The sequence below is a fragment of the Streptomyces sp. NPDC047014 genome (assembly GCF_040644195.1).
Lineage (GTDB): Bacteria > Actinomycetota > Actinomycetes > Streptomycetales > Streptomycetaceae > Streptomyces.
Window position 1 is genome coordinate 72,978 of sequence record NZ_JBEYVX010000010.1, and the last position, 21,518, is coordinate 94,495.

Sequence of the window (21,518 nt, forward strand, 5' to 3'; positions counted from 1 at the left end):
CGGGGTGGACAGGGGCGGGCGCGCGGCGGGCAGGGCGGGCGGGGCGGGTGCGGCGGGCTCCCGGCTCAGCGCTGGGCGTCGAGCGTCCTCGCGCAGCGGCCGAGCAGCGCGAGGAACACGTCCCGCTCCTCCGGGGTGAACGCGGCGGCGAGCGCCCGCTCGACCCGTACCGCGCCGGCGTCCGCCAGCTCCATGGCCGCGCGGCCCTCGTCGGTGAGGCGGGTCTCCAGGACGTTGCGGTGCCACTCGTGCGGGGTCCGCTCGATGAGCCCGCGCTCCTGGAGGTTCTTCAGCACGGTGTTCATGGTCGGCGGCGTCACCCCGCACAGGCGCGCGAGCGCGGCGGCGGAGATCCCGGGCTTCTCGGCCAGCCAGAGCAGGGCGGCGTACTGCGGAACCGTTACTCCCGCCGGCTTGCACGCCGCGTTCTTCGCCGCGAGAAGGGCCTGCTCGGCGCGCTTGAGGTGAGAGCCGATGCGCTCCTCGGGGGCCATGGAGGTCATGACGGGCATCCTACGGCCCTTGCATGCATTAGAACTCTAATCTACATTCGCCCTCAGCCGATCAGTAGAGGACACATGACGCACATGACGCACATGACCATCATGAGGAAGCGCGCTATGCCGACGCAGACGCACCGGCGAGGGCGTGCGCTGCCCCTGACCGCGGCCCTGACCCTGGCCCTGGCCGGCTCCCTGACCCTGGGAGCGGCCCCGGCCACCACCGCCGCCACCCCCCGCATATCCACGGCCTTCACCCTCCCCGGCGCGAAGGTCTACCCGGAGGGCATCGCGACCGACCCGCGCACACACACCGTGTACGTCGGCTCGTACGCGGACGGCACCGTCTACCGGGCCCGCCCCGGCCGCACCGAGGCCGAGGTGTTCCTGCCCGCGGGCACCGACGGCCGGCGCACGGCGAACGGCCTGCGGGTCGACGCCCGCGGCCGCCTGTGGGTGACGGACTCCACCAAGGGCGTGGCCGTCTACGACACCGCGACGGGAGCCCGCCTGGCCCGGTTCGAGGTGGCCGCGGACGCGCCCGCCCGCTTCGTGAACGACCTCACGCTCACCCCGGACGGCACCGCGTACCTGACGGACAGCATCCGCGGGGTCCTCTACCGCGTGACCCCGCAGCAGCTGGCGGCGGGCGGCGGCGTCCTGACCGTGGCCCACGACCTCACCCCGGTGCTGCGCCCCCGCCCGGCGGGCGGATTCAGCCTGAACGGGATCACGACCGACCGTACGGGCCGCTACCTCCTCACCGTCGACATGCCGACGGGCGACCTCTACCGCGTGGACCTGTGCGACGGCGGCATCCGCCGGGTCGCCCTCACCGGCGGCGACCTCAAGGCCGCGGACGGCCTGGACCTCGCCCCGGACGGCAGCCTGCGCGTGGCGCACAACACCACCAACACCCTGACCCGCTGGCAACTCGACCCGACCGGCACCCGCGCCCGCCTGGTCCGCACCCTCACGGACCCGTCCCTCCAGATCCCCACCACCCTCACCCACACCCCGGGCCGCACCCTGGTGGTCCGCTCCCAGTTCGACAAGGACGGCCCGATGCAACCCAGCACGGGCACCCCGGTCCCCTTCACGGTGGCATCGATCCGCGGCTTCTGAGGCGGAGGGCGGGGGCGTGGCGGTCAGGCGCCACCGCCTCCGCTCCACCGGGCCCGCACGTCGGCGCCGACGTACGGCACCCCGGGCAGCAGCAGCAACGGCGGCACCCACAGCGGCACCGTGACCAGCGGCCCGTCACCGGCCAGCCGACCGGCGACGGGCAACGCGACAAGAGGGGCGACAGCCCGAGCTCCCCCGCCGCAGCTGCCGACCGATGCCGACCACGGGGAACACCACCCACTAGGCAAGGCCAGCGGCGGTCACGCCCCACTGGGCGGTCCACCACAGCACACAGATCACCGACAAAACGGCGCCCACCGCAAAACACCCTATGGAGGCGGCGCGCAGCACACGCCGCGGAAATGGCGAACGCGCCCGCGCCCGGGCCGCGACGAAGGCCCGCACGTCCCACCCGGCCGCCTCCTCCAGATACACGGAGGCAGCCGCTCCGACGCTCCGACAGACGAGAAGCATGCCGCGCCCGGCCACAGCCAAGGCCCGCACATCCCACCCGACAACATCCCGCACGCTCCGCCCGACCGCCCCCGCATCCTCCAGATGTACGGTGACCTCGTCGAGCATCTCCCGCACGGAGGCGTCCCCGACGCCCCGGTACTCCCAGTTGCTCCGACAGGCGGCGAGTATCTGCTCGTCGGTCGTGAAGACCCTCCGTCGCAACTGCTGCTCGCGGCGCGGCGTGCACCTCGCCCCCACCGGCCAAGATCAGCCCCACGAGCCCCACGAAGGCGTCCCAGTCACCGCGCCCCCGCTCCAGCCACGCTCCGCTCCGCCCCGCCCCGCCCCGCCCCCGGAGGACGACGGCCCCGGCACAAGGATCCGCACGGGGACCATTGGGCGATCAGCGCCAGCACACACCTCAAGCCCGCCACGCAGCACCCGACTACACGTCAGCCCACAGCCGCAGCAGCCCCAACTCAACTCGGGGGCGTCCTAACCCCCAGGCGGAGCCGGAGGCGAAGGCACGGTCGGCTGTGCGACACCGCCCCCACCCCGCCGCACCGCAGACCGCAACATCAGCGCCATCACCACCTCAGCCACCCCCAACAACACCAACCACAGCCCCAACAACCGCGTCAGCGCCACAGCCGAATCCACGGGGAAGCACAGCACGACAATCCCGGCCACAGCCCCGAGCGCCCCCAGCCCGATCAGCATCCCCCGATGCACAAGCCCATGATCAGCGATCGCGACGTACACGGTCAGCAGCCCAGTGATGAGCCAGAACACCCCGACAATCAGCGACAGCGCCCCAATGGTCTGCATCGGATGCCGCAACACCAGCACACCGGCCAGAAAGGCCAGCACAGCAATCAACACCCCAGCCAGCCGGCCACTCCCCTCATTCCCATGCGAGAACGCGGAGACAAACCGAAACCCACCGGCCACCAACAACTGCAGCCCGATGATCACGGCCAGAACATGCAGCGTCTCATCGGGCCACACCAGCACCAGCACACCGGGAATCAAGGTCGCCAGCGCCACCCCGAGCGCCCAATGCCACGACCCACCGAGCCGCCCGAGCTCGTCCTCAGGATCCCCACGCCGCCCCTGCACCACACCGGAACGCACGCTCATCACGCCTCCAGGACCCCACCCAACCGGCCCCCTCCCGCCACTGTAGGCCGCCCACCCCCACTCCGCCCCCCGGCCCGAACCACCACCCCACCGGGCCCCTAACACCCCCACGGACCGCTCCCGTGAAGCGATGACCGCACTGCCCGACTGGATGCGCCCGCCCCGCGCGGAAGGCTGGTTAGCGGAAGACCTGGACCACCTCCCCGAGGCCCCCGCCACACCGAGCTCATCGACGGCGCTCTCGTCTTCACGATGTGGCCGCAGCGGTCCTGGCACGGTCACCTCCTCACAGCCCTGACCACCGCACTCATGGCACAGGCACCGTCCGGCTTCGAGATCGAGCGCGAGATGACGATCCGCCTGGACGCCCGCAACCGCCCCGAGCCGGACCTCCTGCTGACGACCCTGCCGTACGCCCCCGACCGCACCTGGTACGCACCAGAGGACGTGAGGCTCGTAATAGAAGCGACGTCACCCGAGTCCGCACACCGCGACCGCACGGTAAAACTCCGCAAGTACGCCGAGGCCCGCATCCCCCACTAACTGGTGCATCAAGGACGAGGCCGGCGCCCCCATAGTCCACACCTACGAGCTCGACGCACCAACCGGCGCCTACGCCCCCGCCGCCTCTTCCGAGACACCCTCGACCGCCCGGTCCCCTTCCAGATCACCCTGGACCTGAACCAACTCACCCCACCCCGAAGCAGCTGAGCGCGCAGCTCACTCGCCCGGAGATGCCTAGCCCAGATATCAGTCAGTCGGCGAAACTGCGCCGGTGAGCCGCCAACTGAGGTTTCAAGCAGGTCACCCCAGCGCGGGGGAGAATACTCACCGGTCAGTAGTGGTACCGGGCGGCCAGGATGACGACCTCCTTGTCCGTCACCAGATAGACGAGGCGGTGCTCGTCATCGATCCGTCGCGACCAGGCCCCGGGCAGGTGATACTTCAGCGGCTCCGGCTTGCCGATCCCCGTGAAGGGGTCACGCTTGACGTCCTCGATGAGCTTGTTGATCCGAGCGAGCATCTTCCGGTCGTTCTTGAGCCAGGACGTGTAGTCCTCCCAGCCCTGATCCTCGAAGACGAGCCTCACGCGGCACCCGCACCTGCGTCCGGTGACCCGGGATCGATCAGCTCACGCTCTGACACGTTGATGTGCGACAGGGCATTCTCGTACGCCTTGAGCAACCGCCGGGCGTTCGCCGGCGAGCGCAGCAGGTAGGAGCCCTCGCGCAGCGCCATGTAGTCCTCGGCCGAGACAAGCACCGCGTTGCCGTGCTTGGAGACGATCTCGATGGCCTCATGGTTCTCGTTGACCTTTTTGATCAACGGAAACAGTTCCTTGCGCGCTTCACTCGCAGTGATGGACATGACTCAGCCCTCCCATCAAGTGGTACTCAATAACGTACCACTTTTGGTGACATCTGAGAGAGGAACCGACTGACGGCCCCTCAGCCGATCCAGCATGGGGAAAGGCCGGGGGCCCACCTTCGGAGAGGTGGACCCCACCTGACCTGCATGTTTGCCACGTCAACGACGTGGTGTGATTCCATCCGCTCAGACGTTGGAGCGGAACCTGTAGTGCAGAGCTCCCACCTGCGGAAACGCGCGTTCTACGGTGGGCATCCCAGCACCACGCAGGCCCGCCGGCTCTCGTACGCTTACACAGCCCGGTTGCCAGCGCTCGAGCTCGCCTCCTCTGACGGCGGGGACGTCACATCCGGGGGCACAGGCCGCATGGAGCGCTGCAAGACTTCCCGGCAGCGCTCCCACGCGCCGTGATGCGCTTGTCGACGACGGCCGCGTCCATGAGGGCGGCCACCATGACCATCCGGTCATTGACCGTGGAGACCGCCAACCCCTCACCGGAGGCATGCAGGTCCTTGGCGAACTCCTCGAAGTCGCGTCGCGCCAGCCCGGCCAGCGCCTTCCGTCCCAGGCGCGGCCCAAGATGGTTACGGATGAACCCTTCGTAGTTGCGGCGCGTGGACTCACCGACGACCTGTCGCTCCAGCCACTCCTGAGCCCAGGCTCGCAACGCCACCCGACGGGGAAACGACCTCTCCCGCTGACGCCCGCGCCTACCACCCAGCTCCCGGTACCGCACCGTCCACCCATGCCGACACCGCGGACGATCAGCAAGGGAGTTCCGGTCCTAGACGCCCTTCTTGCACCTCTGAAAGACGCTCGCCACCTCAAGCCCCCGCGATCCTCCGCCCGACCCATGTTCGAAACCGTGCACCGCCGCATCACGGACGAGCAAGGGCATCATCGGTAAACCCCCCTTTCCGGCGAATGCGGACACAAGCTCCCCACGGTCCCGGGGGCCATCGGGTCAGCCAGACCCTCCTCGCTGGATGCGCTCACGTCCTCCGCGCTTGTCGTCACGTGATCCATACATCAGCACCGAAGGCCATACCGCGCTATGGTTGATGTATGGCTACTAAGAAGGTGACTATCACTCTCGACGAATCCCTGGTCGAAGCCCTGGCCGGAGCCGCCGAGGAAGAAGGCATCCCGCTCTCCCGCCTCGTCGCCGGAGCAGCCGAACGCGAGCTGCGCCTACGGGCCGGCCGGGCCGTCATCCAGGAGTGGCAGGCAGAACACGGCACCTTCACCCCCGAAGAGCTCGCCGCCGCCCGCGCGGACCTTGCCGCCGCCGATGCCGAGTACCTCAGCGGCCCGGGGGCCTCGGCCGCGTGAACATCCCCTACCTGTACGACGCCGGAGTCCTCATCGCCATCGACAACGACGACCGACGCATGTGGGCCCGCCACAGCCTGGCCCTCGAAGACGGCCGGGACATTCACGTCCCGTCCGTCGTCGTCAGCCAGGCATGGCGGGACTCCCGCCGCCAGGTCAGACTCGGCAGGTTCCTCGCCGGGTGCCACGTCGTACCCGTCGGCCTCGAAACCGCCAAAGCCGCAGGCATCCTCTGCGGCAAGGCTGGCACCTCCGACATCGTCGACGCCACCGTCGCGACCATGGCAGCCAGCCTCGGCGCCATCATCTGGACCTCAGACCCGAACGACATCCACACCCTCATCGACGCCCAGAGCATCAAACCCGCCCCTGTCATCCGCACCGTCTAGTACTGGGGCCGCAGTTACGGGGGGGGCGGCCACGGCGGCGATAGCGGCTGAGGCGGGCTCGGAACCCCTATACGGGACAGCCCTTAGTCGACATGATTCGGAGCCTTGCATTCCACTCTGGGAGTCCAGTTGGCAACTGGACTCCCTCGGGGCCGGGCAGCGCGCAGGGGCTCCATGGGATACCCTGCAGAGTTCACTTCCAAGAGGGGGCACAGCAGCACATGCCAGTAGTCACACCTGCCGATCTACTGTTGCTCCACATTTCAACTAGCAAAAGCGCTGCCATTTCCTCCATTCCCACGGGAGGAGGGAGATACCCTTTTCCAATCTCACAGCTGATGCAACAGGTCGTGGTAGACAGGTTACTGCTGGCAGGTGAACACTTGAGGGCGGGAGACAAACTCCTTTTCGACACTCAATACAGATCGGCGATTAGCCGCCATTACTACGCAATGTATCACGCTGCACGGGCGATCGTATTTGCTGAGAATAGGGGTGACGATTATGAACGGCATAACGTACTCCCCAGGAATCTTCCGCCGACTCTGCCGGATTCCGCAACTCACGAAAGCGAGTTGACGGACGCCCGCCTATTGCGCAATCAGGCGGATTATGATGCGTACCCCCTCAATGAGACCGAGTGGGAAGTTGACGCACGAACACTCGCTGTGACCGCAGCGAATTTCCTCCAGACCTGCGAGTCGTTCGCCTCAAAGAATGGGTACATCTGATGTCAAGTGTCAACTACGAGTCCTTGATTTCCGACGCCCTCGAAGAGGCCGGCATTTCAATCGTTCGGGTTGATGAGAGGTCTTTCCCTGGAGAAAAGTGGTTCGTCGTATGGGTCGATGAAGACTCTCTAGTAACTGCACAGAGCCTAGCGGGCTCAATCGAGCAAGCGTTGAACGACGTATCCGAGGTGACCAATCAGTCCCTGGTTGTGACTTTTAGACCTCATCGAGCAGAAGAAAAAAAGACGGGCGAGTTGAACGACAGAGGCCCTCTCTCGGGGCCAAAAATGGATCAGCTCATTCAGTTGCTAGAGGCAAGGTCCCGCACCTCTGACGCACTTCCGAGTCTGAAGTACATGGAGGACCCTAGGGCCAGCCTCGCGGCTGTCGGTGCGTCAAGGCACCACCTCGTGTATGGCCGACGAGGAGTAGGGAAAACAGCTCTTCTTCTGGAAGCGAAACGGAGCGCAGAGAGAGATGGGCACGTTACTGCTTGGATTAACGCGCATACGCTGCGACGCCTGGACTTCGCTAGCGCCTTCCTCGGAATTGCTGAGGTCACCCTCAACTCCTTGATTCAACATGCAGGATCATCACAAGGCGATTCTTATGTGCGACTCAAGGAAAGTAGCGCTCGACTGGCGCAACAGCGGGCAGAAGGTCCCCTGTCAGGCTCGGTTCTCGGCGAGATGGTTGCCGAGCTGAATCGATCTCTCCGTTCCGTTCTACGGGAGGGCCTTGTCCGCCTCTATCTTTACATCGATGATTTCTACCTTTTTCCGCAAACTGCACAGCCTCACTTGTTGGACTGCGTCGCCGGAATGCTACGTGACTGCGATGGATGGATCAAAGTAGCCAGCATCGAGCGATTGACCAGGCCATTTGAGCCATCGTCGAGAATTGGCATTGAAGTTCCTCACGATGCTTCAAAAATCGACCTCGATGTTACACTCGAAGATCCGGGATCTACGCAACGATTCCTTGAGTCAGTGTTGGCTAACTACACCGCCGCTGCGGGACTGGCCAAGCCGTCCAGTATCGCACAGAATGCTGCGCTCGGTAGGCTGGTTCTCGCTTCGGGCGGCGTGCCGCGTGATTATCTAAACCTTTTCGCTTCTTCCATTGTGGCTGCACGGTCGCGTCCGAAGGCGCGTGAAATCGGAAGGGAAGACGTCGCGGATGCCGCTGGACGTGCTGCCAGGAGCAAGAAGAGGGATCTGGAGCAGGACGTTTCCACGGACAGTGCGGTTAGTTTGACGGCTGCCTTGGATACCCTGGCTGCGGAAGTACGCGGAGCCGGATACACCTACTTTAGGGTGGACGTTGCGCAGAAGTCTCATCACTTCTATGAGCTGCTGGCTCAGCTTGTGGATTTGCGCTTCGCGCACTTGATTCAATCCACGCTTTCCGATCAGCACAGGCCGGGAGTCAAGTACGAGGTATACATCCTGGACCTTAGTGAGTACGCTGACGTCCGGCTGAAGCGGGGCCTCGCCATTCTTGACCTGAAGGACGGGAAGTGGAATTTCAGGGTGAGTGGGACAGCGGGAACCCAAAAGCAATTGCCCGGCACGCTCCTGCGTGACGAATTGCGGCGGGCCCCAGTGGTCGACTTGGAACGGCTTGCAGAGAAAGCAGCTGAACGAGTCGGGGGCTCCTGAGCTCTGCAGGTTGGCGAACCGCTTTGGCCGGTGACCTGCCGGTCTGGGTCGAGCATGATCAGTGGGCCGTACGCGGGTTGGCAACTCGGGCAGGCTTTGGATCTGCTCGCAATGTGCGCGACTGGCGCCCTGGTCTTACTCAACGCGGGCCTTAGGCCGTGGAACCGACCGCCTCAGCCACACCGTTCCGCTGGGCATCAGGTGAGTGATCGCGGCACGGGCGCCGGCCCGGGCTGGAGCGGGGCGGGGCGGGGCGGAGACAGGAACGCAGGCCCGGCCGGGGGTGCGCCGCGCGCGGTGAGCGGGGTGAGCCGCCTTGAACCCGCAAATAGGGTTGCGACTCACCGGCTGAGAAACTTGTGGATCTTGGTCGAGTAAGGGTCGGACCGGCGGGCCTTCGCTGTATACCTCGTTGGATTCCGAACCGGCGAGACACGCTGATGCCTTGTCGGGCCACGGGTCCGAGTCACGGAACAGGAATGGGTTCTGCTGCCGCTCCATACCGGAGAGGCCCTCGCCCCACGCGTCGAGGGCGTCGATGGCTCGCTCATGATGCTGCCAGAAGCCACTGCCGACTAGTACTGCAGCTGCAGTACTAGTCCGGTGCGCTGGGCGATGAGACGGACGAGGCGCTTTCACCGACACCGCAGGTGTGGCTATCAGGCTGCTGGTGCGGTCTCGTAGTCAGCAGTATTGGGTGCCGAGACTGCTGGGCAGTGTGCAGGTTGTGCCAACCCTCGGCGAAGTCGAGGATCGCCTTGCAGGTAACGGTCTGGCTGGGCCAGGGGATGCGCTCGCCGCAGCATGGCCGTCTACGCGTGTGCAGCGCCAGTCAGGCTCCCGCGTTCACCTGGTTCGGCATCGGCCTGCCTGGCACGGAGTCGCACTGCCGTCTCGGTAAGCCGACGTCATTGGGGGATGTTTGACCGACCAAGCGATCACCACCCCACACTGCTCTATCATCTCGGCCTTGGATCCGGTGTGAACGACCAACGAGGGCGAGGCCAACACCTTCCGATGTCCCCATGGCAGACATTCCCCCGGGAACGAACCCTTGGCCGGGGGTCCCCGACGGGGCCGGGGCTAACCGCCCCGGCCCCGTCGGCCACTTGTACTTGTGCGTTGAACTCCGCCACGTCAGCGACGTGGTGGAGTTCACACGTTGAAGCGGAACTCCACCACGTCCCCGTCCTGCATCACGTACTCCTTGCCCTCCATGCGGGCCTTGCCCTTCGCTCGGGCTTCCGTTACCGAGCCGCAGGCGACCAGGTCGGCGAAGGAGATGACCTCCGCCTTGATGAAGCCGCGCTGGAAGTCCGTGTGGATCACGCCCGCCGCCTCCGGGGCCGTGGCGCCCTTCTTGATCGTCCAGGCGCGGGTCTCCTTCGGGCCCGCCGTCAGGTACGTCTGGAGGCCCAGGGTGTCGAAGCCGACGCGGCCGAGGGTGGCGAGGCCGGGCTCCTCCTGGCCGACCGACTGGAGGAGCTCCAGGGCCTCCTCGTCGTCCAGCTCGGCGAGGTCCGCCTCCAGCTTGGCGTTGAGGAAGATGGCCTCCGCCGGGGCGACCAGGGCGGACTGTTCCGCCTTGAAGGCGTCGTCCGTCAGCTCGTCCTCGTCCACGTTGAAGACGTAGAGGAAGGGCTTCGTGGTGAGGAGGTGCAGCTCGTGGAGGAGGTCGCCCTGCTCCGTGCCCTTCGTGATGCCCTTCGAGAAGAGGGTGTCGCCGGCTTCGAGGATCTTCTTCGCCTCGACGACCGCCGCGAGCACCGCGACCTTGTCCTTCTGGAGGCGGGACTCCTTCGTCAGGCGCGGCTCGGCCTTCTCGATGGACTGGAGGTCGGCGAGGATCAGCTCGGTGTTGATCGTCTCGATGTCGTCCTTCGGCGAGACCTTGCCGTCGACGTGGACGACGTTCTCGTCCTTGAAGGCGCGGATGACCTGGCAGATGGCGTCCGACTCGCGGATGTTCGCCAGGAACTTGTTGCCCAGGCCCTCACCCTCCGAGGCGCCGCGCACGATGCCCGCGATGTCGACGAAGTCGACCGTCGCCGGGAGCACCTTCGCCGAGCCGAAGATGCCGGCGAGCACGGCCAGGCGCGGGTCCGGGACGCCGACGACGCCGACGTTCGGCTCGATGGTGGCGAACGGGTAGTTGGCCGCCAGCACGTCGTTCTTGGTCAGGGCGTTGAACAGGGTCGACTTGCCGACATTCGGCAGGCCGACGATTCCGATCGTGAGCGACACGTTGGCGACTTCCCGTAGCTGGAGGGGGCGGCGGCCCGGGAGTGGGCCACCGGACAGTTTACTTTCCGATGAGTGGGGGTGGATGTACGCGTGTCCGGGGCCCGATCCGGCGGCCTCCCCGCCTAATTTGGTCGGGTGGAGCAACACAGGACGCGTCCGGCCCCTCACCCTCAGCGACCCCCGGCCCAGCGCCGCCGGCCGCGCATCGGCCTGCCCGCCCAGAGCGGCCCCGCCCCGCGGCGGCCCGTGGCGGTACGGCGGCTGCCCCGGCCCCGCCTGACCGGGCTCGGCGGCGGGCTCTTCGCCTGCACGGCGATGGTGCTGGTCGCGGGGGTCTGCTGGCTGCTGTTCAGCTCCTCGCTCTTCGTCTACGGGCTGCTCTTCCCGCCCGTCGCCGCCGCCACCGCGCTGTGGGTCCGGCCCGCCGACGTGATCACCGCGCCGATCGGGGCGCCCATCGCCTTCGCCGCCGGGGTGTGGCCGATCTCGGGGGGCTCCGGCGGCTTCGGCGGGCAGCTGATGGGGCTGGTCTCCGCGCTGTCCCTGCACGCCGGCTGGCTGTACGCGGGCACGCTCGTCGCCGCCCTGATCGCCGTGGTGCGCAAGGCCGTACTGATCGGCAGGCGGCGCCTCCCCCGACGCGTCGCCTAGCCGACCGGAAAGACCGGAGCGACCGGAGCGACCGGACCCCCGCCGCCGGACCGCACCGACCCCCTACCCCTTCGCCCTCTCCCCCGCCGCCCGCGCCGCCATCCCCGCCCCCACGATGCCCGCGTTGTTCTGCAGCTCCGCCGGCACGATCTCCGCCCGGACCCCCTCGATCAGCGGCAGGAACTTCTCCGGCTTGCGGCTCACGCCGCCCCCGAGGATGAACAGGTCCGGCGAGAACAGCATCTCCACGTGCTGCATGTACTTGCTGAGCCGGTGCGCCCACCGCTCCCACGTGAGGTCGCCGTCCTCCTTGGCCTTGATCGACGCCCGCTTCTCCGCGTCGTGGCCCTTGAGCTCCAGGTGGCCCAGCTCCGAGTTCGGCACCAGCCGCCCGTCCGTGAACAGGGCGCTGCCGATGCCCGTACCCAGGGTCAGCATGATCACCGTGCCGTCCCGGTCGCGCCCGGCCCCGTACGTCATCTCCGCGACGCCCGCCGCGTCCGCGTCGTTGAGCACCGTGACCGGCTGCCCGCCCAGCGCGCGCGACAGCAGCGAGGCGGTGTCCACGTCGATCCAGGAGGAGTCCATATTGGCCGCGGTCCGGGTGACGCCGTTCGTGACCACGCCCGGGAAGGTCACGCCGAGCGGCCCGTCCCAGTCGAAGTGGCGGACCACCTCGACGACGCATCCGGCCACCCCGTCGGGAGTGGCCGGATGCGGTGTGAGTACTTTGTGGCGCTCCTGCGCGAGCGCGCCGCGCTCCAGGTCCACAGGAGCGCCCTTGATGCCGGTTCCGCCGATGTCCACACCGAAGATCTGCATGGACATACCGTACGAAACGAGTTACTGGTCGGCGACCAGTTCCGCGGCCTCGGCCCGCAGGTCGCGGCGGAGCTCCTTCGGCAGCGAGAAGGTGATGTGCTCCTCGGCCGTCTTGACGATCTCCACATCGGCGTAACCGCGGGCGGCCAGCCACTCCAGGACCTCCTCGACCAGGACCTCCGGCACCGAGGCGCCCGAGGTGAGGCCGACGGTGGTGACACCCTCCAGCCACGCCTCGTCGATCTCGCTCGCGAAGTCGACCAGGTACGCGGCCTTCGCGCCGGCGTCCTTCGCGACCTCGACCAGCCGGATCGAGTTCGAGGAGTTCCGGGAGCCGACCACGATGACCAGGTCGGAGTCGGCGCCCATCACCTTGACGGCGGCCTGCCGGTTCGAGGTGGCGTAGCAGATGTCGTCGCTCGGGGGCGAGACGAGCAGCGGGAACTTGGTCTTGAGCGCGTCCACCGTCTCCATGGTCTCGTCCACCGACAGCGTGGTCTGGGAGAGCCAGACGACCTTCGACTCGTCGCGGACGGTGACCTTGTCCACGTCGTGCGGGCCGTCGACGATGGTGATGTGCTCCGGGGCCTCGCCCGAGGTGCCGATGACCTCCTCGTGGCCCTCGTGGCCGATGAGGAGGATGTCGAAGTCGTCCTTCGCGTACCGGATGGCTTCCTTGTGCACCTTGGTGACCAGCGGGCAGGTCGCGTCGATGGTCGCGAGCCGGCCGCGCTCCGCCTCCTCGTGGACGACGGGGGCCACGCCGTGCGCGGAGAACATCACGATGTTGCCCTCGGGCACCTCCTCCGTCCGCTCGACGAAGATGGCGCCCTTCCGCTCCAGCGTCTGGACCACGTACTTGTTGTGCACGATCTCGTGGCGGACGTACACCGGCGCCCCGTACTGCTCAAGGGCTTTCTCGACGGCGATCACGGCTCGGTCCACGCCCGCGCAGTAACCGCGGGGCGCGGCGAGCAGGACACGGCGGGAAGCGGGGGCAGGGGCGGGAGCAGTCATAGCCTCCATCGTACGGGGGTCTCCCGCAGGGCGGACGTCGCCCGCTCGGCAGAGACTGGCCCCGTGTCACCGAAGGAACGTTCCGCCCGTCCCCCCGGAGGACTGATGGTGTCCGCTACGGATTCCGGCAGGCAGGCGCCCGCGCCGCTGCGCCGGAGTCTCGGCTTCCGGGACCTGGTGGTCTACGGGCTGCTCTTCATCGCCCCCATGGCCCCCGTCGGCGTCTTCGGCGCGCTCGACGCCGTGTCGCACGGCGCGGTGGCCCTCGTCTACCTCGTCGCGACGGCCGCGATGGCCTTCACCGCGTTCAGCTACGCCCAGATGGTGCGGGTCGCCCCGCAGGCCGGCTCGGTCTTCACCTACGCCCGCAAGGGGCTGGGCGAGGGGCCGGGCCTGATCGCCGGGTGGATGGCGATGCTGGACTACCTGCTGATCCCGGCGGTGGCCTACCTCTTCTCCGGGATCGCGATGAACGCGCTGGTACCGGAGGTGTCCCGCTGGGTGTGGACGGCCCTGGCGGTCCTGGTGACCACCGCGCTCAACCTGTGGGGCGTACGGGCGGCAGCGCGGGCGGGGTTCGCCGTGCTGGTCATGGAGGTGCTGGTGCTGCTGGTCTTCGTGGCCGCGGCCGTGACCGTACTGGTCCAGGACGGGCCCCGGCGCGGCTGGCTCTCCCCGCTGACCGGGGACGGCTCGCTGGGGTTCAGTACGGCGGCGGTGCTGGGCGCGGTGTCCATCGCGGTCCTGTCCTACCTGGGCTTCGACGCCATCGCCTCCTTCGCCGAGGAGGTGACCGGCGGTTCGCGGCGGGTGGCCCGGGCGGTGCTGTGCTGCCTGGCCCTGGCCGGGACGCTGTTCGTGGCGCAGAGCTATCTGGCGGCGCTGCTGATGCCGGTCTCCTCGGCGGAGCTGGCGGCGGACCCGGCGCGGCAGGGGCCGGCCTTCTACACCGCGGTGGAGTCCGCGGCCGGGCTCTGGCTGCACGACCTGGTGGCGGTGAGCAAGGCCGTCGGGGCGGCCTTCGCGGCGCTGGCCGGGCAGGCGGCGGCGGGCCGGCTGGTGTTCGCGATGGCCCGGGAGGGCCGGCTGCCGCGGGTCCTCGCGCGGACCTCGGCCGGGGTGCCGCGGGCCGCGCTGCTGGTGGCGGCGACGGTCACGCTGGTGGCGGCGGTGTGGGCGGCCCGGCGCGACGACGGGCTCGGGCATCTGGTCTCGGTGGTGGACGTGGGCGCGCTGGTGGCCTTCACGCTGCTGCACGCCTCGGTGGTGGGCTGGTTCGTGGTGCGGCGGCGCGAGGGCCCGCCGCAGTGGGGGAAGCACCTGGTGGTGCCGGTGCTCGGGGCGGCGGTGACGGTCGCGGTGATCGTCGAAGCCTCGCGGGCGGCGCAGCTGGTGGGGGCGGTGTGGCTGATGGCGGGCCTGTGCGTACTCCTCGTCCAGCGCGGGCGCCGCCGGCCGCCCGGCGCGGACGCCCACGGCACGGCGGCGGGCGGCGGCGACACCGCGGCCGGAGGTCCCGGGGCCTGAGACGCTGTCAGCGGCGGGGGATAACCTGCGCACATGGGTCTGAATACGTCGGCCGAGGCGCCGCTGCCCGTGGGCCAGGTGTCCCGGCTCATCGGGGGCTGGATCGAGCGGCTCGGGCAGGTGTGGGTGGAGGGGCAGATCACGCAGCTCTCGCGGCGGCCGGGGGCGGGTGTGGTGTTCCTGACGCTGCGCGACCCCTCGCACGACGTCTCGGTGAGCGTGACCTGCTTCCGCCAGGTCTACGACGAGGTCGCGGACGTGGTCGCGGAGGGCGCGCGGGTGGTGCTGCTGGCCAAGCCCGAGTGGTACGCCCCGCGCGGGCAGCTGTCCCTGCGGGCGACGGAGATACGGCCGGTCGGCATCGGTGAGCTGCTGGCCCGGCTGGAGCGGCTCAAGCGGTCGCTGGCCTCGGAGGGCCTGTTCGCGCTGGACCGCAAGAAGCCGCTGCCCTTCCTGCCGCAGCTGGTCGGCCTGGTGGTGGGGCGGGCCTCGGCCGCCGAGCGCGACGTACTGGAGAACGCGCGCCGCCGGTGGCCCGCGGTCCGCTTCGAGGTGCGCAATGTGGCCGTGCAGGGGGTGCACGCGGTGCCGCAGGTGGTCCGGGCGGTCAAGGAGCTGGACGCCCTGGACGAGGTCGACGTGATCATCGTGGCGCGGGGCGGCGGCAGCGTGGAGGACCTGCTGCCCTTCTCCGACGAGGAGGTGGTCCGGACCGTCGCGGCGGCCCGTACGCCGGTGGTCTCGGCGATCGGCCACGAGCCGGACTCGCCGCTGCTGGACCTCGTCGCGGACCTGCGCGCCTCCACGCCCACGGACGCCGCGAAGAAGGTGGTCCCGGACGTCGGCGAGGAGCTGGAGCGGGTACGCCAGCTGCAGGGCCGGGGGCTGCGCGCGGTGGGCGCCCTGCTCGACCGCGAGGAGCGGGGGCTCGCGCACGCGCTGGCCCGGCCGGTCTTCGTCCACCCGCAGCGGATGGTGGAGCTGCGCGAGGACGAGGTGGAGGCGCTGCTGGCACGCGGCCGGCGCACGCTGGGGCATCTGCTGGACCGGGCCGATTCGGAGCTGGCGCACACCCTCGCCCGGGTGGTGGCGCTGTCCCCCGCCGCGACCCTGGAGCGCGGGTACGCCGTACTCCAGCGGCCGGACGGGCACGTGGTGCGCTCGGCGCGCGAGGTGGCGGCGGGCGAGGTGCTGCGGGCGCGGGTGGCGGAGGGGGCCTTCTCGGTGGAGGTGGGGGCGGTGGAGCCGGCGGAGGAGCCCGCGGGTCCGGACACCGCGGGTCCGGACACCGCCGACTCGGACCCCGGCGACGCTTCCGGATGACGACACACGCCCGCAATCGCGGGTTCGTACGAGACGCAGAGGATGGATCGGGAATGGCAGAGGCCGAAACGGCGCTGGGCTACGAGCAGGCCCGCGACGAACTGATCGAGGTGGTCCGCAAGCTGGAGGCCGGCGGGACCTCGCTGGAGGACTCGCTCGCGCTCTGGGAGCGCGGCGAGGAGCTGGCGAAGGTCTGCCGCCACTGGCTGGAGGGGGCCCGGGCCCGGCTGGACTCGGCGCTCGCCGCCCGTGAGGCGGCCGGGGAGGAGTGATCCGGCGGCCGCGGGAGGCGGCCGGGGAGGTGATCCCGCTCACGCGGCCAGGTATTTAGTTGAAAATTCATCTACTTTGGTCGTAGAGTGGTTCCACCGCTTCACCTCTCCTTGTCTCCTTGGAAGAAGGCTTTCCGATGTCTCTCGTTCTCGACACCGCCGCTCAGGACCTGCTGTTCCGCGAGGCCCGCACCGCCAACGCGTTCTCCGACGAGCCGGTCACCGAGGCGCAGATGCAGGCGATCTACGACCTGGTGAAGTTCGGCCCGACCGCCTTCAACAGCACCCCGCTCCGGGTCACCCTGGTCCGCTCCCCCGAGGCCCGCGAGCGCCTGGTGCAGCACCTGGCCGAGGGCAACCGCGCGAAGACCCTCGCCGCCCCGCTGGTCGCGGTGCTGTCCGCCGACAACGAGTTCCACGAGGAGCTGCCGCAGCTGCTGCCGCACTTCCCGCAGGCCAAGGACCTCTTCTTCGCCGAGCGCCCGGCCCGCGAGCAGTCCTCGCTGGTGAACGCCGCGCTGCAGGCCGCGTACTTCATCGTGGGCATCCGCGCCGCCGGTCTGGCCGCGGGCCCGATGACCGGCGCCGACTTCGCGGGCATCCAGAAGGAGTTCCTGGACGACGACCACACCCCGATCATGGTCGTCAACATCGGCAAGCCGGCCGAGAACGCCTGGTTCGACCGCTCGCCGCGCCTGGCCTTCGAGGACGTCGTCACCACCGTCTGAGTGCCACCGTACGCGTACGGAAAAGGGCCGCGCCCCCGGGATTCCGGGGGCGCGGCCCTTTCCGTACGGGCGCGGGGGGCTGTTCTCGCAGGCGCGCGGGGGCCCGCTAGCGGCCCTGCTTGAACTCCAGCGCCGCCGCCAGCTCGGCGAGCTGGTCGTAGGAGGCCGTGCCGGTCACCACCGTGACGTAGCCCTGCTCCTGCCGCACGAGGGCGTCGTACTTCTCGCCGTCCCAGCGCTCCCAGGCCAGGTCACCGACCTGCTGCGTCTGCCCGGTGGCGGTCGCCTGCTGGGTGACCTTCGCGAGGTACTTGGCGGAGGTGTCCGTGGACTGCTCGACGGCGGCGTACTGCTGCTCGGGGTCGAGGAAGCCCAGGTGCCAGGCGTCGGCATTCTGCCGCTCGTACGTCACGGAGGTCGCGCGCCACTGCTCCGGGAGGCCCACGGGGGCGGCCACCGGGTACGGGGCCGCGCGCCGGGCCGTGAGGGTCTCCACCCGGTAGTCGACCCTGCGCGTGGGGTCGGCCTCCTCGTCATGCGGGATGAAGATGTAGATCGCGGCGACGACGACGCCGATCACCGCCAGCGACCGGACCATGTCCCAGATCGTCTGCTTGCCTTTCATACCTGCCACGGCACCATCGTCCCGCATCTGCCGGGGGCGATCACCGCCGGGGTCGCGCGCGGGCGCGGCGCGGCGCACCCTTGAGTCCCGGCGGGGGGCCGGCCTGGTCCTGGCGCCTGGTCCTGGCTGGTCCTGGCGGGGAGGCGGGCCGGGGCGGAGCCGGGGCGGAGCCTGGGCGGCAAGACGTCCGCTCAGGACAATCGGCTGACCGATATACCGCTCATACGTGACCCGCTCTGCTCAATATGTCGACGTACCGATAGAGTTCCAGCACCCTCACTTCCCGGCCGTCGCCGTACAGAAAGGTGCGCTCCGATGACCGAGCACAACCTGCCGCCCCAGCTCGAGGTCTCTCCCGAGGCCCCCGACCGCAACCTCGCCCTGGAACTCGTACGGGTCACCGAGGCGGCGGCCATGGCCGCCGGCCGGTGGGTCGGGCGCGGAGACAAGATCGGCGCCGACGGCGCCGCGGTCAACGCGATGAGGACCCTGATCTCCACCGTCTCGATGAACGGCGTCGTCGTCATCGGCGAGGGCGAGAAGGACGAAGCCCCGATGCTCTTCAACGGGGAGCAGGTCGGCGACGGCACCGGTGCCGAGGTCGACATCGCCGTGGACCCGATCGACGGCACCACGCTGAACGCCAAGGGCATGCCGAACGCCATCGCCGTCCTGGCCGCCGCGGACCGCGGCACGATGTTCGACCCGTCCGCGGTCTTCTACATGGACAAGCTGGTCACCGGCCCGGAGGCGGCCGACTTCGTCGACATCAACGCCCCGGTCTCGGTGAACATCCGCCGGGTGGCCAAGGCCAAGGGGATGGCGGCCGAGGACGTCACGGTGGTCATCCTGGACCGCCCGCGCCACGAGGGCATCGTCAAGGAGATCCGCGAGACGGGCGCGCGCATCAAGTTCATCTCGGACGGCGACGTGGCCGGCTCGATCATGGCCGCCCGCGAGGGCACGGGCGTGGACCTGCTGCTCGGCATCGGCGGTACCCCCGAGGGCATCATCTCGGCGTGTGCGATCAAGTGCCTGGGCGGTGTGATCCAGGGCAAGCTGTGGCCGAAGGACGATGCGGAGCGGCAGAAGGCGCTGGACGCGGGGCACGACCTGGACCGCGTCCTGACGACGACGGACCTGGTGTCGGGCGACAACGTCTTCTTCGTCGCCACGGGCATCACGGACGGCGAGCTGCTGCGCGGCGTGCACTACCGCTCGGAGACGGCGACGACCTCGTCGCTGGTCATGCGCTCGAAGTCGGGCACGATCCGCAAGATCGACTCGACACACCGCCTGTCGAAGCTCCGCGCGTACAGCGCGATCGACTTCGACCGCGCCCAGTAATCCCCCGCCTTCCCGAAGGGGCGGACCACCCTGTGCGGGGGCGGCCCGCCCCTTCGGCGTGTGGGGGGCTTTGGCGGTACGGGGCAGGAGCGGCGGGGTCGAGCGCCTTGCGGGGGCTTGGCCGTACGGGCAGGGGCGGCGGGGCCGAGCGCCCTGCGGGGCCGCGGCTCCGGCCAGGGCCGATTCGGCCGGCCGCCGGGGCCCGTTGGCCCGGGGGGCCGGACGCGGCCGGTGGGCCATGGCCCGGCTTCCGGGGGTGGCTGCGGGCCAGATCCGGCCGGGGCTCCCGCAGCCGGGATCGGACCCGCGCCCGGGGGGCGTACGCGGCCCGGAACTGGAGGCGGCTGCCGCCCAAGCTCCAGGCGCGCCGGGCCGTCCCGCAGGGTCCGGGCGCCCCGCGCCGACGGGCGGGGATTGACTGGTCAGCTGCCGTCCGGGACGCGCCGCAACCCAAGTCCCCCGTGCGCGGAGGACGTTCGCGGACCTACGGCATTCCGTCCCGGGCGAGCCGTCGGCTGCCGCCTGGAGCGCGCGGGCCCGTCGGCGGGCGGCTGAAAGCCGTCCTGCCGTCCGCGACGATCAGGCCCGTGCCCGGGGCTCCGGAGGCGGGAGTTCGTAGGGCGTCGTGCGGGCGTCGGTGCGATGTGGGACGGGATCAGGCCGCCGATGCGGTCGGCCCCGCGCCCAAGGGCAAGACGTCGGGCGGGCGGCCTGCTGGCCGGAGGCCGCAGGGGGAAGCCGCCGCTCGGATCGGGCTCGTGCACCGCTCCCGGGGCAGGCCGTCGTGCGCACGCAGCCGGAGGCCGGAGGTCGGCACGCCGCTGCGATCAGCCCCCGCGCCGGGGGGCCGGCCAGCAGAGCAGGCCGTCGAGCAGGCGCCGGGGCGGGCTCGGGCGCGGCTTTCCTGGGCAGGGCCTCGGGCAGGTCAGCCCGCGGCGGCGATGGGGCCCTGGTCCTGGGACTGGCGGAGTTCCGCTGTGCGGCGGCGCATGCGGGCCAGGACTACGCGGCGTTCCGCGGCGGTGAGGCCGCCCCAGACGCCGTACGGCTCGGGCTGGAGGAGGGCGTGTTCGCGGCAGGCGACCATCACCGGGCAGCGCGCGCACACCCGCTTGGCGGCTTCCTCGCGGGAGAGCCGGGCCGCCGTCGGTTCCTTCGAGGGGGCGAAGAAGAGCCCCGCCTCGTCCCGGCGGCACACCGCCTCCGCGTGCCACGGACCGTCTTCCACCCTGGCCGGCACCCGCGGCTGCGGCACGGCCGAAGGGCGCCCCCCGAGACCCTGGAGCCCCTTCACGGGGGTGACCTGCGCGGACTGATGCGGCGGATGCGGCACGGTCTACTCCTGACGACGTATACGTGAGCGAGAGACGACGCACCTGTCCCTACCCGCTGCACGGTCCGCTATGCACTGTGTGCCACCGGGCGCCGGGGGTTCGGCCGAAACCTGACCCTCCGCATCCGCTCCCGCGGGAGCAGGCCCGCTCCCGCCCGCGACGCCCCGCGCACCGCGCGACCCCGCCCCCTCAGCCCTCCAGCCGCTTCCGCATCCGGTTCGCCAGGTCCACCAGCCGCGCCCCGAGCTTGGGCCGCGCCTCGATGTTGCCGAGCATCGCGAACCCCCGGATGATCACCACCGGCGCCTGCGGGTCGGTCTCCCCGCGCCCCTCCCCCCGTACCTCGAAGTTGCCGAGGACCCCGCTGCCGTACCCGCGCAGCGTGACGTTCTCCGGGACCAGGACCTCGACGTTGCCGAGCACGCACGTCACGTTGATCTCGGTGACCTGCTGCTCGAAGACCGCCTGGGTGAGGTCGATGGTGATGTCGCCCATCACCGAGACCGCCCGCGTGTGCGCGCCCGGCCGCCACCGCCCCTTGCGGCTGGAGCTGCTGCACACGGCGACGATCGAGTCCGAGCTGTCGGCGCCACCCGCCGCCCCGCCCGCGTACGGGGCTCCGGGCGCGGCAGGGGCGCCGCCGGGCGCGGGGAGATCCCGTACGAGGAGTTCCAGCTCGCCCACCGTCTTGACGGCGTACAGCGAGTCCAGGCGCTCGGAGTGCTCCTCGGCGGTCAGCCGGCCCTCGGCGACGGCGTCGCCGAGGATCCGCGCGATGCGGTCCCGGTCGGCGTCGGAGGCGCGCAGCCCGGAGGGCGCGGGGGCCGGCGCGGGCGCGGCTGCGGAGGCGGAGGCGGGAGCAGGGGCAGGGGCGGCAGGGTGCTTTTCCAGGTCCACGGCGCCAGCATAGCGAGACACGATAGATC

At 69.7% G+C, this 21,518-nt stretch carries 24 protein-coding genes and 1 pseudogene; 12 read left to right on the forward strand and 13 right to left on the reverse strand.

What is annotated here, in order from left to right; genetic code table 11:
* Nucleotides 1–65: 65 nt before the first annotated feature.
* On the reverse strand, nucleotides 66–503 hold the full coding sequence (locus ABZ873_RS09350) for a MarR family transcriptional regulator (RefSeq protein WP_360867674.1): 438 nt from the start codon (nucleotides 501–503) through the stop codon (nucleotides 66–68).
* A 117-nt stretch (nucleotides 504–620) separates the two neighbouring features.
* On the opposite strand from ABZ873_RS09350, the gene ABZ873_RS09355 reads away from it, so the two are divergent.
* On the forward strand, nucleotides 621–1,625 hold the full coding sequence (locus ABZ873_RS09355) for an SMP-30/gluconolactonase/LRE family protein (protein WP_360867676.1): 1,005 nt from the start codon (nucleotides 621–623) through the stop codon (nucleotides 1,623–1,625).
* Between the two features lie 23 nt (nucleotides 1,626–1,648).
* On the opposite strand, the gene ABZ873_RS09360 is transcribed toward ABZ873_RS09355, so the two are convergent.
* The 3 genes from ABZ873_RS09360 to ABZ873_RS09370 all read right to left on the reverse strand — a co-directional run bounded on the left by ABZ873_RS09360 (nucleotide 1,649) and on the right by ABZ873_RS09370 (nucleotide 3,221).
* Nucleotides 1,649–1,789, reverse strand: coding sequence for a hypothetical protein (locus ABZ873_RS09360; RefSeq protein WP_360867679.1), 141 nt, complete (start codon nucleotides 1,787–1,789; stop codon nucleotides 1,649–1,651).
* Nucleotides 1,790–1,865: 76 nt separating this feature from the next.
* Entirely contained in the window at nucleotides 1,866–2,207 is a 342-nt protein-coding gene (locus ABZ873_RS09365) for a hypothetical protein (RefSeq protein WP_360867682.1), read from the reverse strand.
* A gap of 369 nt (nucleotides 2,208–2,576) precedes the next feature.
* Complete coding sequence (locus tag ABZ873_RS09370; RefSeq protein WP_360867685.1) at nucleotides 2,577–3,221, reverse strand: DUF308 domain-containing protein; 645 nt, start codon at nucleotides 3,219–3,221, stop codon at nucleotides 2,577–2,579.
* A 130-nt stretch (nucleotides 3,222–3,351) separates the two neighbouring features.
* Here ABZ873_RS09370 and ABZ873_RS09375 point away from each other — a divergent pair.
* Nucleotides 3,352–3,932: pseudogene (locus ABZ873_RS09375) on the forward strand (Uma2 family endonuclease).
* Nucleotides 3,933–4,056: 124 nt separating this feature from the next.
* Here the strand turns inward: ABZ873_RS09375 and ABZ873_RS09380 are convergent.
* From ABZ873_RS09380 to ABZ873_RS09390, 3 genes are all read right to left on the reverse strand, one after another.
* Nucleotides 4,057–4,311, reverse strand: coding sequence for a Txe/YoeB family addiction module toxin (locus ABZ873_RS09380; RefSeq protein WP_192234823.1), 255 nt, complete (start codon nucleotides 4,309–4,311; stop codon nucleotides 4,057–4,059).
* Nucleotides 4,308–4,589, reverse strand: coding sequence for a type II toxin-antitoxin system prevent-host-death family antitoxin (locus tag ABZ873_RS09385; protein ID WP_360867688.1), 282 nt, complete (start codon nucleotides 4,587–4,589; stop codon nucleotides 4,308–4,310). The genes ABZ873_RS09380 and ABZ873_RS09385 overlap by 4 nt, the downstream gene beginning before the upstream one ends.
* Before the next feature lie 343 nt (nucleotides 4,590–4,932).
* A complete protein-coding gene (locus ABZ873_RS09390; RefSeq protein WP_360867691.1) occupies nucleotides 4,933–5,256 on the reverse strand; it encodes a hypothetical protein in 324 nt (107 codons plus the stop codon).
* A gap of 398 nt (nucleotides 5,257–5,654) precedes the next feature.
* Between ABZ873_RS09390 and ABZ873_RS09395 the strand changes: the two genes are divergently transcribed.
* From ABZ873_RS09395 to ABZ873_RS09410, 4 genes are all read left to right on the forward strand, one after another.
* On the forward strand, nucleotides 5,655–5,921 hold the full coding sequence (locus ABZ873_RS09395; protein WP_360867695.1) for a hypothetical protein: 267 nt from the start codon (nucleotides 5,655–5,657) through the stop codon (nucleotides 5,919–5,921).
* Nucleotides 5,918–6,310 (forward strand): PIN domain-containing protein, encoded by a 393-nt coding sequence (locus ABZ873_RS09400; protein ID WP_360867698.1) that lies wholly within the window; start codon nucleotides 5,918–5,920, stop codon nucleotides 6,308–6,310. The genes ABZ873_RS09395 and ABZ873_RS09400 overlap by 4 nt, the downstream gene beginning before the upstream one ends.
* A gap of 338 nt (nucleotides 6,311–6,648) precedes the next feature.
* The gene (locus ABZ873_RS09405) at nucleotides 6,649–7,041 is read left to right on the forward strand and encodes a HEPN domain-containing protein (RefSeq protein ID WP_360867701.1); all 393 of its coding nucleotides are present in this window, start codon (nucleotides 6,649–6,651) and stop codon (nucleotides 7,039–7,041) included.
* Nucleotides 7,041–8,702, forward strand: coding sequence for an ATP-binding protein (locus ABZ873_RS09410; RefSeq protein ID WP_360867703.1), 1,662 nt, complete (start codon nucleotides 7,041–7,043; stop codon nucleotides 8,700–8,702). Before ABZ873_RS09405 ends, ABZ873_RS09410 begins: the two co-directional genes overlap by 1 nt.
* A gap of 1,155 nt (nucleotides 8,703–9,857) precedes the next feature.
* Here the strand turns inward: ABZ873_RS09410 and ychF are convergent.
* A complete protein-coding gene (gene ychF, locus ABZ873_RS09415) occupies nucleotides 9,858–10,946 on the reverse strand; it encodes a redox-regulated ATPase YchF (protein ID WP_360867706.1) in 1,089 nt (362 codons plus the stop codon).
* A gap of 210 nt (nucleotides 10,947–11,156) precedes the next feature.
* Between ychF and ABZ873_RS09420 the strand changes: the two genes are divergently transcribed.
* Nucleotides 11,157–11,597, forward strand: a complete 441-nt coding sequence (locus tag ABZ873_RS09420; RefSeq protein ID WP_360867916.1) for a DUF6542 domain-containing protein — start codon at nucleotides 11,157–11,159, stop codon at nucleotides 11,595–11,597.
* A gap of 63 nt (nucleotides 11,598–11,660) precedes the next feature.
* Here ABZ873_RS09420 and ppgK read toward each other — a convergent pair whose 3' ends face one another.
* Both ppgK and ABZ873_RS09430 read right to left on the reverse strand, forming a co-directional pair.
* A complete protein-coding gene (ppgK, locus tag ABZ873_RS09425; protein ID WP_360867709.1) occupies nucleotides 11,661–12,419 on the reverse strand; it encodes a polyphosphate--glucose phosphotransferase in 759 nt (252 codons plus the stop codon).
* 21 nt (nucleotides 12,420–12,440) lie between these two features.
* On the reverse strand, nucleotides 12,441–13,436 hold the full coding sequence (locus tag ABZ873_RS09430) for a 4-hydroxy-3-methylbut-2-enyl diphosphate reductase (RefSeq protein WP_360867711.1): 996 nt from the start codon (nucleotides 13,434–13,436) through the stop codon (nucleotides 12,441–12,443).
* A gap of 105 nt (nucleotides 13,437–13,541) precedes the next feature.
* Here ABZ873_RS09430 and ABZ873_RS09435 point away from each other — a divergent pair, with 105 nt between their 5' ends.
* From ABZ873_RS09435 to ABZ873_RS09450, 4 genes are all read left to right on the forward strand, one after another.
* Nucleotides 13,542–14,963, forward strand: coding sequence for an APC family permease (locus ABZ873_RS09435; RefSeq protein ID WP_360867714.1), 1,422 nt, complete (start codon nucleotides 13,542–13,544; stop codon nucleotides 14,961–14,963).
* 33 nt (nucleotides 14,964–14,996) lie between these two features.
* On the forward strand, nucleotides 14,997–16,286 hold the full coding sequence (xseA, locus tag ABZ873_RS09440) for an exodeoxyribonuclease VII large subunit (RefSeq protein ID WP_360867716.1): 1,290 nt from the start codon (nucleotides 14,997–14,999) through the stop codon (nucleotides 16,284–16,286).
* A 53-nt stretch (nucleotides 16,287–16,339) separates the two neighbouring features.
* Nucleotides 16,340–16,558, forward strand: coding sequence for an exodeoxyribonuclease VII small subunit (locus ABZ873_RS09445; RefSeq protein ID WP_360867719.1), 219 nt, complete (start codon nucleotides 16,340–16,342; stop codon nucleotides 16,556–16,558).
* Between the two features lie 137 nt (nucleotides 16,559–16,695).
* Nucleotides 16,696–17,286 (forward strand): malonic semialdehyde reductase, encoded by a 591-nt coding sequence (locus tag ABZ873_RS09450; RefSeq protein ID WP_360867722.1) that lies wholly within the window; start codon nucleotides 16,696–16,698, stop codon nucleotides 17,284–17,286.
* A 106-nt stretch (nucleotides 17,287–17,392) separates the two neighbouring features.
* On the opposite strand, the gene ABZ873_RS09455 is transcribed toward ABZ873_RS09450, so the two are convergent.
* Nucleotides 17,393–17,911 (reverse strand): DUF4245 domain-containing protein, encoded by a 519-nt coding sequence (locus ABZ873_RS09455; protein ID WP_360867919.1) that lies wholly within the window; start codon nucleotides 17,909–17,911, stop codon nucleotides 17,393–17,395.
* Between the two features lie 315 nt (nucleotides 17,912–18,226).
* Between ABZ873_RS09455 and glpX the strand changes: the two genes are divergently transcribed.
* Nucleotides 18,227–19,258: a class II fructose-bisphosphatase gene (gene glpX / locus ABZ873_RS09460; RefSeq protein ID WP_360867725.1), complete on the forward strand. Its 1,032-nt coding sequence runs from the start codon at nucleotides 18,227–18,229 to the stop codon at nucleotides 19,256–19,258.
* A 925-nt stretch (nucleotides 19,259–20,183) separates the two neighbouring features.
* On the opposite strand, the gene ABZ873_RS09465 is transcribed toward glpX, so the two are convergent.
* Both ABZ873_RS09465 and ABZ873_RS09470 read right to left on the reverse strand, forming a co-directional pair.
* Nucleotides 20,184–20,552: a WhiB family transcriptional regulator gene (locus ABZ873_RS09465; RefSeq protein ID WP_360867922.1), complete on the reverse strand. Its 369-nt coding sequence runs from the start codon at nucleotides 20,550–20,552 to the stop codon at nucleotides 20,184–20,186.
* Between the two features lie 229 nt (nucleotides 20,553–20,781).
* Nucleotides 20,782–21,489: a DUF1707 domain-containing protein gene (locus tag ABZ873_RS09470; RefSeq protein ID WP_360867728.1), complete on the reverse strand. Its 708-nt coding sequence runs from the start codon at nucleotides 21,487–21,489 to the stop codon at nucleotides 20,782–20,784.
* Nucleotides 21,490–21,518: the final 29 nt, after the last annotated feature.